Annotated in this window: 12 protein-coding genes and 1 pseudogene; 11 read left to right on the top strand and 2 right to left on the bottom strand. The window is 35.1% G+C overall.

Annotated elements, in window-relative coordinates; all coding sequences use genetic code 11:
• Positions 1-76 precede the first annotated feature (76 nt).
• On the top strand, positions 77-1,342 hold the full coding sequence (locus BQ5321_RS22645) for a GTPase (RefSeq protein ID WP_071396598.1): 1,266 nt from the start codon (positions 77-79) through the stop codon (positions 1,340-1,342).
• 101 nt (positions 1,343-1,443) lie between these two features.
• Here the strand turns inward: BQ5321_RS22645 and BQ5321_RS22640 are convergent, their stop codons facing one another.
• The gene (locus tag BQ5321_RS22640; RefSeq protein ID WP_071396597.1) at positions 1,444-1,704 is read right to left on the bottom strand and encodes a hypothetical protein; all 261 of its coding nucleotides are present in this window, start codon (positions 1,702-1,704) and stop codon (positions 1,444-1,446) included.
• Positions 1,705-1,917: 213 nt separating this feature from the next.
• Entirely contained in the window at positions 1,918-2,649 is a 732-nt protein-coding gene (locus BQ5321_RS22635; RefSeq protein ID WP_071396596.1) for a hypothetical protein, read from the bottom strand.
• Positions 2,650-2,923: 274 nt separating this feature from the next.
• Between BQ5321_RS22635 and BQ5321_RS22630 the strand changes: the two genes are divergently transcribed.
• The 10 genes and pseudogenes from BQ5321_RS22630 to BQ5321_RS22585 all read left to right on the top strand — a co-directional run bounded on the left by BQ5321_RS22630 (position 2,924) and on the right by BQ5321_RS22585 (position 15,705).
• Positions 2,924-3,655: a hypothetical protein gene (locus BQ5321_RS22630; RefSeq protein ID WP_071396595.1), complete on the top strand. Its 732-nt coding sequence runs from the start codon at positions 2,924-2,926 to the stop codon at positions 3,653-3,655.
• Positions 3,655-4,470 carry a hypothetical protein gene (locus tag BQ5321_RS22625; protein WP_071396594.1) on the top strand — a complete coding sequence of 272 codons (816 nt, stop codon included), beginning with the start codon at positions 3,655-3,657 and terminating at the stop codon, positions 4,468-4,470. Before BQ5321_RS22630 ends, BQ5321_RS22625 begins: the two co-directional genes overlap by 1 nt.
• A 158-nt stretch (positions 4,471-4,628) precedes the next feature.
• Complete coding sequence (locus tag BQ5321_RS22620; RefSeq protein WP_071396593.1) at positions 4,629-5,681, top strand: hypothetical protein; 1,053 nt, start codon at positions 4,629-4,631, stop codon at positions 5,679-5,681.
• A gap of 685 nt (positions 5,682-6,366) precedes the next feature.
• Positions 6,367-6,573 carry a hypothetical protein gene (locus tag BQ5321_RS22615; RefSeq protein WP_071396592.1) on the top strand — a complete coding sequence of 69 codons (207 nt, stop codon included), beginning with the start codon at positions 6,367-6,369 and terminating at the stop codon, positions 6,571-6,573.
• Between the two features lie 236 nt (positions 6,574-6,809).
• Positions 6,810-7,250, top strand: coding sequence for a hypothetical protein (locus tag BQ5321_RS22610; protein ID WP_071396591.1), 441 nt, complete (start codon positions 6,810-6,812; stop codon positions 7,248-7,250).
• Between the two features lie 498 nt (positions 7,251-7,748).
• A pseudogene (locus tag BQ5321_RS22605) lies at positions 7,749-8,489 on the top strand (TnsA endonuclease N-terminal domain-containing protein); the annotation flags it as partial.
• Complete coding sequence (locus BQ5321_RS22600) at positions 8,486-10,642, top strand: Mu transposase C-terminal domain-containing protein (protein ID WP_071396590.1); 2,157 nt, start codon at positions 8,486-8,488, stop codon at positions 10,640-10,642. The pseudogene BQ5321_RS22605 and the gene BQ5321_RS22600, both read left to right, overlap by 4 nt.
• Positions 10,617-12,311: an ATP-binding protein gene (locus BQ5321_RS22595; protein ID WP_071396589.1), complete on the top strand. Its 1,695-nt coding sequence runs from the start codon at positions 10,617-10,619 to the stop codon at positions 12,309-12,311. Before BQ5321_RS22600 ends, BQ5321_RS22595 begins: the two co-directional genes overlap by 26 nt.
• Positions 12,312-12,323: 12 nt before the next feature.
• Positions 12,324-14,180, top strand: a complete 1,857-nt coding sequence (locus BQ5321_RS22590; protein WP_071396588.1) for a TnsD family Tn7-like transposition protein — start codon at positions 12,324-12,326, stop codon at positions 14,178-14,180.
• The gene (locus BQ5321_RS22585; RefSeq protein ID WP_071396587.1) at positions 14,173-15,705 is read left to right on the top strand and encodes a Tn7-like element transposition protein TnsE; all 1,533 of its coding nucleotides are present in this window, start codon (positions 14,173-14,175) and stop codon (positions 15,703-15,705) included. The genes BQ5321_RS22590 and BQ5321_RS22585 overlap by 8 nt, the downstream gene beginning before the upstream one ends.
• Positions 15,706-15,859: the final 154 nt, after the last annotated feature.

Raw genomic sequence — 15,859 nt, 5'->3', positions numbered from 1 at the left:
AGACAAAATAATTTGATAATGAAATAATAATACCAAAGGGTAGGACAAATTTACCAATTAGTGGAGGGGCGATCAAATGAGTAATAATCAGGATGATCAAAGTAATCAAAATCAACAAATTGGCGATTTATTGCAATCTCTTTATGAAGCATTGTTAAACTCAAAAATTCCAGAAAAGGTAAAAGGTAAAATAGAAGAAGAACTAAATAATTTAAAGTCATTTACGTTAGATGCAAGACCCGCACGTATAGCTATTGTAGGCAGAAGGGGTGCAGGTAAATCAAGCCTGATCAATGCTATTTTTAGTGAAAAGCGTGCGGAGATTGGTGATGTAAAGGCAAGAACAGGTATGGGGAAATGGCATACTTATAAGTCCGTTTCAGGAAACCTTGAAATTTTGGATACAAGAGGATTAGGTGAAGCTGATCAACCAGAAGAAAACATTTCACAAGATTCAGCTATAGAAGAAGTTAAAGCATCAATAAAAGATAAATGTCCAGATGCTATATTGTTTTTAGCTAAGGCTAAAGAGGTTAGTTCAAGAATTGATGAAGATTTGGAACAATTATTAGAGTTGAAAAATACTATTAAAACAGAACACGAATATGATGTTCCTGTCATCGGTGTAGTTACACAGATAGATGAATTAAGTCCAATATACATAAACACCCCACCATTTGATGATGAAGAAAAGCAAGCAAATATAGCAGACTCAGTTGAGATTTTGTCAGTGAAACTGCGTGATACAGTTTCAAACCCAGTAACAGTAATACCTGTTTGTTGTTATCTCCATTTTAAGGATGGCAAAATTGTTCATGATATTAGATGGAATGTCGATACTTTATTAGATTATTTAATTGAACATTTACCCAATGAAGCCCAAGTAATAATGGCGAGATTAGCAAAGATAAGAACAGTTCAGAAAAAGGTAGCCCGCAGAATTGGAGCAAGTGTTGCAGGAGTTACAGGGCTGATTGGTGCTAATCCAATTCCTGGTTCTGATTTACCCATAATCACTGGATTACAGACTGTGATGGTTACAACCATTGCATTGATAGGTGGCAAGAAGATTGACAAAAAGGGAGTAATTGAATTTTTCAGTGCATTAGGATTAAATGTGGCCGCAGGTTTTGCTTTAAGACAAGTGGCTCGTCAGTTAGTTAAATTTATTCCTGTTGCGGGAAGTGTAATTTCAGGTGTTGTAGCTACAGCGGGTACATATGCTTTGTGTGAAGCGGCCATAGCATATTTTATTGAAGAAAAGTCTACGGATAGTGTCAGAGAAACGTATAGGAAAGTATTTGATAAAAAGAAAAAGGAAAAAGAAGAAGTAATGCTCTAAATATGAGAAAGAGGTCTTCTATACTGTAGAAGGTCTTTTTCTGTTCATTTTATTTACTTAAACAAAAGGAGGGTAGCTTTATATGCTACCCCAGTGTCCGTTCAATGGTGAAGAGGTTTGCTTTGATTATATAAATCGATATTGAGTTTCATATGTTCCAAAATGGCACGCTTGTTTTTATTATGTTTAATGGCTAAAGGATGCTGAGCTAAAAAGTCGCAAAAGGATTCTAATTCCTGCTTAAATTGTACCCTCGTTTGAGTGCTTTGGGCTAAGGGGGCAATACTCGGTAAAACCAAATCCATTATCTTAGTAAGATCAGGAATATTTCTCCACCAATTCTCTTTGGGTTGGGATGCCATGAAAATTCCTCCTTGTGATTGTTGCGTTATCATCATCAGTAAATCATATGTATTTCTTCCGCAAATTAGACCAGTTAAGTTACCGTAACTAAAGCATTTTGGAGTTATTCATGTGTAAATCATGGTAAATTCTTCTTTTTAATTTTAATAAAATGATAAAGAAGAAAGGATGGGCTATCATTTAGGAGGCTCCATCCTTTTATAATATGTGATTTACTCTCCCTCTAAAGGATTCTTTGTATTACCTTTTATTATGCTAAGAATATCAACGGCCGCCTTTCTACGCCGTTCATGATCCTCTGACTGCATTTCTTCTTCTAATATCTCTAATGCTGTAGTCCCTAATGAGTCAAGGCGACTTAACAACTTGTCGTGTTCTTTTTTATTAGGTGATTGCTGTTCCTCTTCTCCTTCCCAAATATCGTGTGGATGAATGTGTTCAGAAGATGGAATTTCATGTGTAGTTACCAATCCTAATATTTCACCAATACCAGATGTTACAAACGGGTGAGGGTACTTAGTAACAGTAGTCATATTTCTAAGTAGTGATTTAACTTCTTCTTTTAACTCTTCTTTGTTAATCATTTTTTTCCAGTCACAAGAACGACGATGGCAAGTTCCATCATTAAATTTATCTGGATGATATTCATAATCACCAATTATACCGATATGAACAAATCCATCCTGGGTAATTAAAACAACGTCACCTTCACGCATAACATTTCTAAACGTATTAACTGTTCCTAAGTTTGTTGATAATGAGCGACCAGAATAATTGTATTCAGATGCTAATGCTTCTCGAATATCTTCTTTAGACATTGAGGTCATATCTGATACTTTGCTCCAACCAATAGCGATGTATCCTTCATTGAGAAACTCAGATGCTTTTTCGTTACCCTCTGGCTTTGTTTTAAATTGAAACAGATTAATGTCGAAGATGTTCATTCGTACCCCTCCGTTTTTGTTGTTTTATTATTTCTAAATACATCGTAACACAGCGTATGTATTCGTGTCAATTCGTATATTTTAACCGATAAATGCTTTTAAATCCGTAATTAAGCGTAAATAAACGTGTTCTGTCTTTTGTGGGGAGTGAAGTTTTACCATATTGGCTATATCGATTTTATTAAAAAATTTTGTGTCGCACACATTTTCCTATCTCGATTGTGACGAGAAAAAGGATTAGACTATCAATATAAACATAAAGGAGATATTTATAATGGGGAATAAGAAAAGATTGAGCATTCATTTTGCCGAAATAAATCTCCATGACAACATAGAGTTATTGAATTTTATGGAGAGGAAAGAAAGAGGGAAGTTAGTAGCTTTTTGGGTAGCTGAGTGGATATCCACTCAAATTAGTGAATCAATTGATTGGAATTCAGAAGAGGAACAAACACCCTATTTTGAAGCTCTTCGACCTTTTAATGATTCATTAAGAGGTTCACAAATATATGCACCAAAATTCCTTGATTTTTTAAACACTAATATCCACTATATTGAAAAAATTCAACAAGATATTAGAAGGTTTATCAAAGAAATTTTTGATGGATATAAGAAAACTGAACAGCAAAAAAGGGAATTTGGGGCTAACCTTGTTCGAATTCCAATGGATACCAATAGCCAAGGTCAACTTTTAGAAAAGATAAACCAAATAAAGTTTGAATTTACTTATGCAATTGATAAGAAAAATGGATTTAGAATCAAGCCTGTTATTCAACAGAAAATCCAAAACTTTGAGCAACTTATTTATAAAGATTTTATGGATCATTTGAATGAACAACAAGAATTCATAATTTGTAAAAGTTGCGATGAAGTAATTGCTGATCCAAGTAAGATTCAAGTTAGTAACTACTATCAAGGTAAAGGAGCTTTACATGAAGGTTGTAGAGAGGATTATAAAAGGAAACAGGCAAGAATTCGTAAACAAAGGTCAAGGGGGAAAATATAATGGGCAAATTATTCAGTGAGAATTTAAAGGATCATGATTCAAAATTAAATGAGTTGGTTAGACAGAGTTACACCTATTTTAAAGGTCTCCCTGTTTATCATATCGACGATTATTTTAAACCTCTTGCAAAATTGTGTAATGAATTAGGAAACCGTAATGACGAAGTTGCTGATTATCAATACAAGCAAAATGTTGATCAAAATTCATTTTATTGTGAATTTGTCAAAAGATTTATGGGGATTGATTTTCTTTATGTTCGAGATAGCTTGTTTCTTCATAAGTTAGGTGACTTTATATTAAATATTAATGGTTGTTGGCATATTGTTGAACTTAAAACAACAAGGAGATCAAATAATTTATTTACCTTTAATGCAGAAGCACTTCATCAGTTCGCTAAGGTATCAAGTGAACAACAAAAATGTATTCACTTTTTATTCTATAATTATTCAACTAATGAATTTAATATGGTAGGGTATCAGCAATTAATTGAAGCGGAAGGTCATATTCAATTGCATTATCATAAAAATGTATATTCTGATTATCTTGCCCAAATAATTCTGTCTTCGCCGATTCCCAAGAAAAGTCTACAAATAAAGGAAAATATCAATATAGAAGCAAAGGAAAATTTAATTTCTTCTTCAAATATCTACTATGAATTCAATTTAGATGAATTGACTGTTAATGGAATGAAGGGAATTGAAGGTTATATGAACTCATTGCTGGGAGTTCGCAGTTCTGAATTCATAAATCCAATCGATGATCCAGAGTGGTTTAAACCAGATGCGGATTGGGGTTTCCTTATTAACAGAAAATAAGGAAACCGTATTTATCCCATACTCTTCCTACTTTTTCTTGGTTTGTTAAGCGGTAAACATTATAAATGAAAGTCTAAGAATAAACATTTTTGCTACTACTTAGAACGGCATAGCTTTTCTTGAAATGTCAATATCCTCAATGATAAAGGAGAAAACGAATGAAACTGAATTTATTGGAAAATGGGATTGATTCTTTGAAATTTGGTATAGAATTTTATGATAAATATTTAAGAATAAATGATAAATATGATACTTATACAAATCCAGGTTATTTAAAGATGGCCGTAATCTGCTTTCACAATTGTTTGGAATTATTTAGTAAGAAACTTTTGAGTAATGAAAACGAATTGTTGATTTACAAAGAATTAACTAATACTATGTTACTCAACTTATTGAAGGATAAAAAAAGTACAGATATGTCACTTGAGGATTATATGATTTTTGATAAGTTTAATATACTTACTATTGATTACACTGAATGCATTAAACGGGTAGGAATAATATTTAATTTGTCAAAAGGTCAAGTCCAAACCTTAGAATCTATGGGGCAATTAAGAAACAAGGTTACTCATTTTGGATTGGATAAAACTATGGACTTTCATGAGGTGATGATTGCAATTAACAGAGCTTTGGCTTTAATTATTGATTTTTATTATGAGTATTTGAAACCCACTGTTAATATTAAACATCCATTAGATTCAGTATATGGGGATATCTTAGATTTAATGGAAATTGCTGAAATTGAAGAGTTTGAATACTGGAATGAATACTTTGAACATGAATTTCGAGAAATTCGCTCAATCTTTTACTCTCTTGATGAAAATGAGGAATTTAGAACAGCTTTATCAGAGAAAGGGTACATATATGAAATTGAGTTAGGAAGATACTCACATTCTGCAAATATTTCTTTTAGTTTATTCAATGAGCAGGAAAATTTATATAGAGAGATAGGGTCAGCTAATATACCAAAGTTTAATTCAACACTTTTTGCGGGGAGTTTGAGGAATGGGCCGATTCATTTTGTTATTGATCTTTCAAAGAAAATATTGGGGGAAAAGGATTGTTATATTTATCATGAACCCAAGGAGCATGATGGATTTGAAAGTGAAGAATATAAATTTTGGGAGGATGATATGTTGAAAAAGAAATGTTATAGGTCATATTTTAATGAGGAGGTATTAATAAAAATAATAAAAAAAATAATAAGTTAGGAGTTTGGTGTTCTATAGGTTGTTTCCTTAACCCTTATATCTTCTTTGTTCCCACCCAATTTTCTTTAGGCTTAATGAAAAAATCATAGGCTTAAAGAAAAAAGTCTGGTCAAGACTGAGGGGTACAGGGTCAATTATGTATGTAAGTTTATTCTCAACTGTAACCAAATCAGAATCGGGAATGTACCGTTGGTACGTCTCGGTTCTTTTTTATTTGAACAAACGAATCATGAACAGCAGATAAAGCTAAAATTTTGGCTCCATTTCTTCGTGCTTTTTTTTGGGCATTTTTTCCCGCTCCTTCATCTCATACCTTTAACCCTTGCCTCTACTCTGTTCCGCTCCCTTTCTTCAAACATTTATTCAAACTTTTTCCTATGTTCTTATCTTCTCACTTCCTTGCCAGGCCTTCTTTTCTGGCATTTTAACGATCCTTTAATCGGTTATTCTCGGCCATTCTCTCTCGCTCTTACTATAAAGACCTATGGTCTTTTCCAGTGGTATCAAGGCTTGAAGGGGTAGAACAAACTCCAACATCCAAGCCATTGTCCTGCATTACTCTCCGTTATAAAATGAATACATAAGCGGTAGATGAACTTCCTCAAAGGTGTGCTAATCCTTCCCTTCAAGCACTCCCGTCTTACGCTTACCACAAACTATACCTCATACAAAGGAGACCTCTAATATGAACACACCAGGAACTATGGATTTAAAAGGAAAAGCAGTAGAATTTTATTTGTATTTTAGAGAATTAGTCGGCAGAGATACAGGGATGTGTATTGATTGTTTAAGACAGATGCAGAAAGATGGCTTTGATTTAACAGAGCTAATGGAAGCACCGCTTACGATCTTTGAAATGCATATTATAGATAAGATTCTTCAAGAAGATTAATAGGAGTTAGTAAGTACAAAGGATTGGGTAGCGTACCATCGGTACGAATACTGTAATTTCAAGGGATAGGGGCTACGACAATATAGAACACATAAAGGATTGTCCCGCTCTTTTATCCTATGTATTATATAAATGTAAGCAATCGACGTACACCTCAAAGGATGCCATCAAATACTTCTCTGGCACTCCCATCTGATGATTACCCGCAAACTATACCCCCAAAGGAGACCACGAAAATGTCCACAATAAAATCAAACCAAAAGAAGTTCAAAAAGGTAATATCTAATATCAACCAGCTTGAAAGTGAGATTAAACAACTGTTTACACACCCCGCTTATAATCCTTATGTGGAAAGAGTCTCTCACCTTCTTAGTTTTATTAGGAAATCACTTATCCACCATGTACCAATTCAAGATAAATCAAGCATAGTAAAGGATCTGTATGCCATCTCTCACATGGATGAAGTAGAGCTTAACGTTACTGCTTTATTAGGATCAAGAATAGCAGTGGATGGAAAAGCAAGGCATATTATCCGATTGATACTCCAAATTTACAAAGAATATGACAATGCCTTGCTTCACCTCAATACTGACTTTGATGGGGAATTTGAAGGAATGTTGGATGATATTCGTAAAGTAATAGTTGAAATGTCCAAGCCAAGGAAAAATATAGGATAAGGAAAAGACGAATGTTTATTAAAGGATCGAGTAGCGTACCGACGGTACGCCATTCGGTTCTTTTTTTGCATGATAAAAAAAGTGTGATAGGAAGGTTTGGGGTGAATGGGGGATAAGTTGTGAATAACGGAAATGAAGCGGGAAAAAGAGAATGAGAAAATGTGAGATATCAACAAGTTATACACAAAATGGGGCGATGAAAGAGTAAAAGCGGGAGGAGGAGCTTGAAGAGAAGCCTGAATAGGCTTGAAAAAGAAGGGGGAAAGAATGGCTGATTAACTCTTAAATCCTTAACCCTTATCTCTCCATTCTGGACAATCTTTTTTCTCTCTGGGGCATTGCAAATTCGATACAAGATTGAGCAAAAGTGGGGAAAAACGCTGGGCAAACTATATTCAATTACAAATTATGGAAAAGGAGCGTGAGGGCAAGCGGGAGAAGGGATGGAGCGGGGAAAGAGGGGGAGGAAAATTACCCATGGATTTTTATGTCTGAACAGATGTAGCCTCACTGGGTCGGTCAACAAGATTAAAAGGCATAAAAACCGGCAGACAACATGAGTTTTTATCAGATTTGGAACGGAACTACTTTTATTTAACAGATTTTTCTAATTTTATTGTAGATATTCGTGAACAATTTCCTTTATTACCACCAGAAGAAACGATTGTTATAGCTGATGAACTTGGAATTAAGCACCCGACGGATCCTAAAACTGGTGAACCGATTGTAATGACAACTGATTTTTTATTAACAGTGAATAAAGGGCAAGGCGTTTTTGAAGTGGCCCGTACAATCAAAATGAAGGACGAATTACTAAATGAACGTGTACTCGAAAAGTTTGAGATTGAACGAGAGTATTGGCAACGGAAGGATATCGATTGGGGCAATGTTACCGAGGAAGGGATTCCCAAAACAATGGCACGAAACATTAGCTACATTCATGATTATTATGACATTCTAGACTATGATGTATTCGGGGAATTAAGCTCACAGCATATTGAAGATTTATCCTTATCTTTAATGCAAAGGCTACTAAACAACAAGTATAGTATCCGTGTAATTACGAATGAATTTGATACTGATACCCATTTACCTTTTGGTAGTGGTGTAACACTGTTCTATCATTTGCTTGCTCAAAAAATCATCGTTATAGATATGCTTGAGCCACTAAATTTAGAGCAACAGATTGATATTAAGTCCATTGATAAAAGCAAGTTGAAGAAGGTGAAATACGGATGATTTATATTAATCAAGTATTTCAATATGTGAAGGATTCAATACGGATTCGTGTTGTTGAAATAGAAGAATCGCATGTTTTTATTGTAGATATAGATGCACACACATCTATGCCTAAAAAAGAGCTTTATGCCACGTTGACTACAGAAATTGAACAAAAAGAATTATTAGTGATTGCAGATCCTTTTGCAAGAATTGTAGTTGATAGTGACTTGACAGATGTGCAAATTCAAAAGCGAGAAGATGATTGGGAGACTATTCAAAAATACTGTTTGCAACATATGGGCCAGCTTCTTCAAAAACGAGGTAGAGAAACAAAGATAAAGGAAATTGCGGAAGGGTTAAATGTAACTCCTACGAAGGTGAAAAAGCTCCTCAGTCGATATTGGCAGCGTGGTATGACTAAAAATGCTATGCTACCAGATTATGCAAACTCTGGTGGTAAAGGAAAATCCAAAGTTTTAACAAATGCTAAAGTAGGTCGTCCACGAAGAGTAAATATTAATGGAGATTATCAAACTGGTATTAATATAACGGATGAAGTAAAGCTACAGTTCGAGCTTTCCATTAACAAATATTATCGCAAGACAAATAACTATTCATTAAAAGAAGTCTATCATTTTATACTGCGTGATTTCTATTCAGACCGTTATAAAGAAAAAAGCGAAATGAAATATCGAGTGTGGGAAGCAAATCGAATACCATCCTATCATCAGTTTTATTATTGGTTTAAAAAATTTGAGGATCCGAAGAAAGACATTCAGTTCCGTAAAAGCACGAAAGAATATGAGTTGAAGCATCGTCCGATTTTAAGTGATTCTAAATCAGAAACGAATGGTCCTGGTACTAGATTTCAAATTGACGCAACCATTGCGGATATTTATTTAGTTAGTTCACTTGATGTAAATAAAGTAATCGGTCGACCAGTTATTTATGCGGTACTTGATGTGTATTCACGTATTATTACAGGTCTTTATGTTGGACTAGAAGGCCCGTCATGGATCGGTGCAATGATGGCTTTAGATAATATGGTCGCAGATAAAGTAGAATTTTGTAAGCAATATGGAATTGATATTACACCTGAACAATGGCCAACACATCACCTTCCTGAAATCATTATAGCTGACCGAGGCGAGTTTGAAGGTTATTCAGTGGAGAATTTAATTAACAACCTTAATATTAAAATTGAGAATACCACAGCTTATCGAGGGGATTTAAAAGGAATTGTCGAAAGGAAGTTTCGGACATTTAACGGAAAGATAAAGCAAAAAGCTCCCGGTGCAATTCAAAAGGAATATCGAGAACGTGGAGATCAAGATTATCGCTTAAATGCTACGCTGAATTTAAAGGAATTTACATCTCTAATTATCACAATGGTGCTTCATCATAACCATAAGGTCATTGATAAATATCCTGTTGAAAAAGAAATGGTAGCTGATGGACTAGTGCCAACGCCAATTAACTTATGGAATTGGGGTATTCAAAATCGTAAAGGAAGGTTAAGAACAGTTGATCGAAATATTCTTCGTCTGAACGTGCTTCCACGTGGGAAAGCGACAATTTCAAGAGCTGGAATTAAGTTTAAAAATCTTCTTTATGGTTCTCGTCAAGCTATTGAAGAGCAATGGTTTTTAAAGTTGAAAAATAGAAGTGTAGAAATCGTTTACGATCCACGACATATTGAAAAAATCTATATTCCCCATGATAACGGAATAGATTTTGAGACGTGTATTTTATTAGAGCCTAGTCAGCAATATAAAGGTGACTTCTTGGAAGAAGTTGTCTTTCAGCAACAACTTCGGAATGAACTAGAAGAAATGGAACGAACAAATCAAATTCAGCTTACAGTGAATACTGATGCTGCATTAGAAGAGATTATTAAAAAGGCTACGAAGAACAAAAAACAATCTTTTAATCAGCCAACAAGTAAGAAAGCTAAAATTGCAGCTATTCGTGAAAACAAGGATGTTGAAAAACAGTTAAATCGTGAAGCTGAAAAGTTCGATTTATCGCCTAATAAGGTTAGTGAAACTGCTGATGTAATCGACTTTGTTACAAAAGAGAAGATTGATGAAACACCACCTAAGAAATCAAACTCACGTCTTATGGAAAAACTAAAGAAGAAGCGAGATGAGGAATTTGGGAAAGACAAATGACATGATTGTCTTAAAAGGGGAATTTGAGAAAGCTGTCTATAAGGAGCAACTTTTAAATGAATATACCAATAATCCTTTCATCGAAGCTCTTCCACCTATATTTAATGAGGATGATGTGCTCGAGCGATTTATGGTGACTCCACGAATTAGCAAGCAAGATAAGTTAAGTGAAACGAATATTCGTTATCACATCTTAAAACGTGTAAAGAATTTTATACAGCCGTTACCGATTCATTTCGAGGTAGAACGCCGATTGTCTACATTGATTCGGAGAGGTTACTTGGCGCGAAATCCATTAGATAGAACATTTCTAGAGCGTGTTCGGGTGTTGCATGAATTGCGTGAAGAAGAGGAAACAGCTCATAGATATATAGATGAACGACTAAATTATATTCGTTCAACTGCCGATAGCTTATCCATTATCGGTATTTCTGGAATTGGTAAAACAACAGCAATTGAACGTCTTTTGCTTATGTATCCACAAGTAATCAAGCATGAAGAATACAAAGGACAACCGTTTAATCGAACTCAAATTGTTTGGCTTAAAATTGACTGCCCCTATGATGGAAGTTTATCTACACTTTGCAAAAGCTTTTTCAAAGCAATTGATGATTTACTAGGCACTCGATATTTAGAAAAGTACGGTTATTTGAACCGTGTGACATCGACAATGTTATTACACATGACATCGTTAGCAAGTATGTACGGCATCGGTGTTCTAGTAATTGATGAAATCCAGCACTTACTACATTCCAAAAATGAACAGGAAGAAATGTTGAACTTTTTTGTAACACTGTCTAATACAGTTGGCATTCCTACGGTTTTAATCGGCACTTCTAAAGCACAAAAACTATTCAAGGGAAACTTCAGACAGGCAAGACGTGCAGCAAGTGATGGAGCTATTATTTGGGATCGTATGGACGAAAATAGTGAAGAGTGGGAGTTTTTCCTAGAGACACTTTGGGAATTACAGTGTTTAAAAACCCATTCTGAGCTTATGGAGGAGACAAAGAAGGCATTTTATTATGAATGCCAAGGGATTACTGCTGTTGCTGTGAACCTATTTATTCTAGCGCAAGAACGAGTATTATTTGATGAGGACAACCCGGCTGAAATCATTACACCACAAGTATTAAAAAAGACTGCTAGGGAAGATATGCAAACGATTCAACCAATGATGACAGCTATTCGGACGAACAATTTAGCCGACATGATGAAATATGAAGATATTATGATTAACTTGGATGAAGTCATGCTAAATCACAAGCGAAATACTGAAATGACGGGACGTATTCAAGAAGCATTTAAAGAGCGCCAAAATACAATCGAGTATAAACGTCAGGACATGATTGGGAACCTAAGTGTTGAAGTGGCAGCCCTTGGTATTTTTGATAGTTTGAAAGAAAACGATATTAAAAAGCTCGTACAAAATATAGTTGAGGGAAATCCACTTGATACTGAATTTAATCATCTTAAATCAGATGTGATTCAGCAGGCTATTGTATTAAATCAACAAAAGAAAGATCAAAAAGCAAAGGCAAAAGAAAAAAAAGCAGAGATTCTACCATTACTAAAGCTAAGAAAGCAAGCGTTAGACAAAAAGCAACACCCCTATGAATTAATAAAAGCAAATGGATACATTAAAAATCCTTTGGAGGAATTCTACTAGGGAGGGAATCATATGCTGCCATTCTTTACTGAGCCATATCCAGATGAGTTGATCTATTCAGCGATTGCCCGGTATCACTTCTATAGTGGAAATATCGATTATAAGGATACGTTGGAGGAAGTTTTCCAAAGCCGTTCTGTAATACCAAGTATAGAGATTGGCAGCCATTTTCATGCTTTGGTTCAACAAATGGGGAATCATTATTCAGTTGATAAACTGTTAGCAAATCATACAGTTTATCCATTTTATGCTCCTTTCCTTTCTAAACAACGACAACAGGATATCTTACGAGATGTTCAAGATGATGGAAAAGGGCTTTATGCAAGGTTGGGTATGGTTGCAGGGAGTATTTGTAGAAAAGAAGGGCTGTATTATTGTCCACAATGTTCCTTGTTAGATATTGAAAAATATGGTGAACCGTATATCCATCGGGAGCATCAGCTTCAAGGAGTTGACTTGTGTTCACGCCATTTTTTGCAGTTGAAGAAATATCCAGTTGATTTTACAACATGCAGTCGAATTGAATTTATTCGCTTTGATGCAAAAAGAATGGATTTTTCTATTTTACAAGGAATGGAGCCTCCTGATTATTTTAACATTCAAGTAAAATTGGCAACGATGGCGTATCAGCTATTAAATCTTAATATAGCAGCATTCTCACGTGAAATGATTGTAAAAAGGTATAGATTACTTCTAAGAGAAAGAAATTTGATTACTGTCTCCAACCGAGTAAGACAAAAAGAGTTATTTGATGCAGTTCAAGCCAAGTTTCCAGATGGGTTTCTAGAAAAGTATAATTCTGGGTTGAACAAGGATGATGAATATAATTGGTTGAGAGTTTTGACCCGTAATATAAAACGTCACGTACATCCATTTCGCCACCTGCTATTCCTCTGTTTTTTGGACCAAGATGTTGAGGGGTTTTTGCTATTGGGTGAAGATGCAGGTCCTTTCGGGAAAGGTCCTTGGCCATGCTTGAACAAAGCTGCTGATCACTATCGTCAATTTGTAATTCCTAAAGTAATAATTACTAGAGATTTTAAATCTGCCTCTCCTATCGGTACGTTCGAGTGTTCATGTGGCTTTATTTATTCTAGAAAAGGTCCGGATAAATCCAATGAGGATAAATACCGTATTGGTCGAATCAAAGCGTTTGGAGACATCTGGGTAACTAAATTACATTCCTTGGCAAGCGAAGGGAATCAAAGCACAAGATCCTTAGCGAACATGCTAGGAGTTGATTCTAAAACCGTAAAAAAGTATTTATCTGAATATGAACAAAAGGAACAAGTTGGAGAACATGCACAGTTTCCAATGATAGAGCAATATCGAAAACAATTACTTGAAGGAATACAACAATCCCCCGGCTATTCAAGAACACAAATTCGTTCGTGCTTTTCAAAACAATATACGTATTTGTATCGCCATGATAAAGAATGGCTTTTTCAACACTTGCCTGTGAAGCGTAAACAATCAAACCGCAATGTAACAGTGGATTGGTCTGACAGGGATGAAGGATATTTTGCAAAAATAAATCAGCTGTATAAGGAGTTAATGGGATTAGAGAAACCCATTCGAATTACGACTTCACTGATAGGGAAGCTTTTAGGAATATTACCTCATTTAGAAAAGCATCTTGATAAACTACCTCGCACTAAAAGGCTCTTAAAAGACATCACAGAATCCGCCAGGCAATTTCAAATTCGCCGTTGCTGTAAGATTATTGACACTATGCTGCAGAAGCAAGAACCAATTGCATTGTGGAAAGTACAACGTATTGGTGCAGTGAAATCGCATCATTTCCATGAAATAAAACCGCATTTAGAGGCATATATACGAGTGAAACAGGAGGTGAAGGCATATGGGTAAACAACAGGTTAAAATTCCTTGGCCTTTCAAACAGGATGAAGAAGCACAATTGATTTGGATAGGTGATCCTTTCCGGTTTGAAAATAAGATGATGATTAATGCATATTTTCGCGCAAGTGGGGTTACTAAGAAAATACTGTTGGACTGGGGTACCTTGCCCAGTTTGGCTATTCAGCATTTCTATAGGAACGGTGTTATTTCAACTAGTAAGCCACCTGAAGGAATAAGTGAAATGGATATTACGATAGAACCAAATAGTGTTAAATATTTCGATAAACCTTGGAAAATTCAAGGCAACACTGATCTGGGAACTTCTCGAAGTTTTAACTTCTTTTTTGAAGGAAGGAGAATAATTTTACCATTAGTCGAAGTCATTCGCAGCATCTTAGCGCCAAATGGTTTTCTATTATATCGATTGTTTGAGTCCAATTCATTTCCACAATATTTTATAGAAACATATGGGCAGAGTCAAATTCACCTTAGCTTTACAGCACAATACAAACTAAAGTACACGAGCCCTGGATTCATCCATCAATTAGTGTGGTTATTAACTAACGGTGACATACGACAGACCTTTGAGAGCCTTGCATTTACATGGCTTCAAGAAGGAACTTTTAAGTTTGATTGGAACTTCTCGCAGCCAATCACAATAACTGCTTGTATAAAGGAAAATAAGGGTTTTTGGACCGTATTACAAATTGCAAAGGTAAAAAATAAACATATTCCAATTGAACATATTTCAATCTCACATCCTGAAATACAGGAGATGGAAAAGACAGATGAGGCAAAAAAATATACATACCGTAATGTAAGCAAAAAAGGTGATACGGAAGGATTTACACTTGATGAGAAGATGGATGGTTCCACTGAGGATTTTGAACTTGTACAAATGAACCAGCAACAACATGAATACATAAGAGTACCTAAAATCATTCGAGAAAAAGGTAAAACTGCTAAGCAGCGAACAAGAGAAGATGAAAACACAAAAAAATACTATGGTAATGATGATGCCATCCGTTCTACAGCAGATATAGGTGGCCAACAGTTAGCACGAGGGCTGGAGCATAAAATGCTTCATGAAATTCAAGCGCAGGGTGAATTACAGGACTTTATCAATGTGTTAAAGGTTTTAGAGAATTATCCGCAGATAAATGCTATTCGTGTCATCATGGATGTATTGCCAGAAGGTTTAGGGGAACGTAAATTTACTAGATTAAGTGATAGAGTTACTAGAAGACGATATGTGATTGCAAAAGTATATATGATGCAGGGCATAAGTTTTTACATTGTTGAGATAGAACGTGAAGGTAAGTCCTTATCTACTCTTATTTTGTCGTCTGCTGAAGTGAAGGATTGGGATTTTATTTTTATTCGCCTACTCGAAAATCTTGTAAACGATTGTGGTACTTGGACAAGCCAATCTCTAAATAGTATTAAAAGGCAGGGGGTTAAAACAATCAAATCGAAGCATAGTTTAAAAGGCGTGAAACATCGAGCTGAAATGTTATTAAAAAAGTTACTTTAAGAGAGATATTTTAGATGGCGCAAGAAAATATTAACTATTTTTTAATACTGCACCGCAACTATTCTTACGGATAACCGCATCTCTATTTGCGGTGAAATATAGATTTAAGTAAGTTAAAATATAATAATAGTAACTATCAAAACCATATGGAGGA

Origin of the sequence: Bacillus tuaregi, assembly GCF_900104575.1 — a bacterium.
Classification (GTDB): Bacteria; Bacillota; Bacilli; order Bacillales; family Cytobacillaceae; genus Bacillus_BD; species Bacillus_BD tuaregi.
Note: the sequence above shows the minus strand (reverse complement) of the source record. Positions and strands in the feature narration are given on the sequence as shown.

Coding starts and splice junctions, on each gene's coding strand:
- BQ5321_RS22645 (WP_071396598.1), top strand. CDS start 77: ATGAGTAATAATCAGGATGATCAAAGTAATCAAAATCAACAAATTGGC.
- BQ5321_RS22640 (WP_071396597.1), bottom strand. CDS start 1,704: ATGGCATCCCAACCCAAAGAGAATTGGTGGAGAAATATTCCTGATCTT.
- BQ5321_RS22635 (WP_071396596.1), bottom strand. CDS start 2,649: ATGAACATCTTCGACATTAATCTGTTTCAATTTAAAACAAAGCCAGAG.
- BQ5321_RS22630 (WP_071396595.1), top strand. CDS start 2,924: ATGGGGAATAAGAAAAGATTGAGCATTCATTTTGCCGAAATAAATCTC.
- BQ5321_RS22625 (WP_071396594.1), top strand. CDS start 3,655: ATGGGCAAATTATTCAGTGAGAATTTAAAGGATCATGATTCAAAATTA.
- BQ5321_RS22620 (WP_071396593.1), top strand. CDS start 4,629: ATGAAACTGAATTTATTGGAAAATGGGATTGATTCTTTGAAATTTGGT.
- BQ5321_RS22615 (WP_071396592.1), top strand. CDS start 6,367: ATGAACACACCAGGAACTATGGATTTAAAAGGAAAAGCAGTAGAATTT.
- BQ5321_RS22610 (WP_071396591.1), top strand. CDS start 6,810: ATGTCCACAATAAAATCAAACCAAAAGAAGTTCAAAAAGGTAATATCT.
- BQ5321_RS22600 (WP_071396590.1), top strand. CDS start 8,486: ATGATTTATATTAATCAAGTATTTCAATATGTGAAGGATTCAATACGG.
- BQ5321_RS22595 (WP_071396589.1), top strand. CDS start 10,617: ATGAGGAATTTGGGAAAGACAAATGACATGATTGTCTTAAAAGGGGAA.
- BQ5321_RS22590 (WP_071396588.1), top strand. CDS start 12,324: ATGCTGCCATTCTTTACTGAGCCATATCCAGATGAGTTGATCTATTCA.
- BQ5321_RS22585 (WP_071396587.1), top strand. CDS start 14,173: ATGGGTAAACAACAGGTTAAAATTCCTTGGCCTTTCAAACAGGATGAA.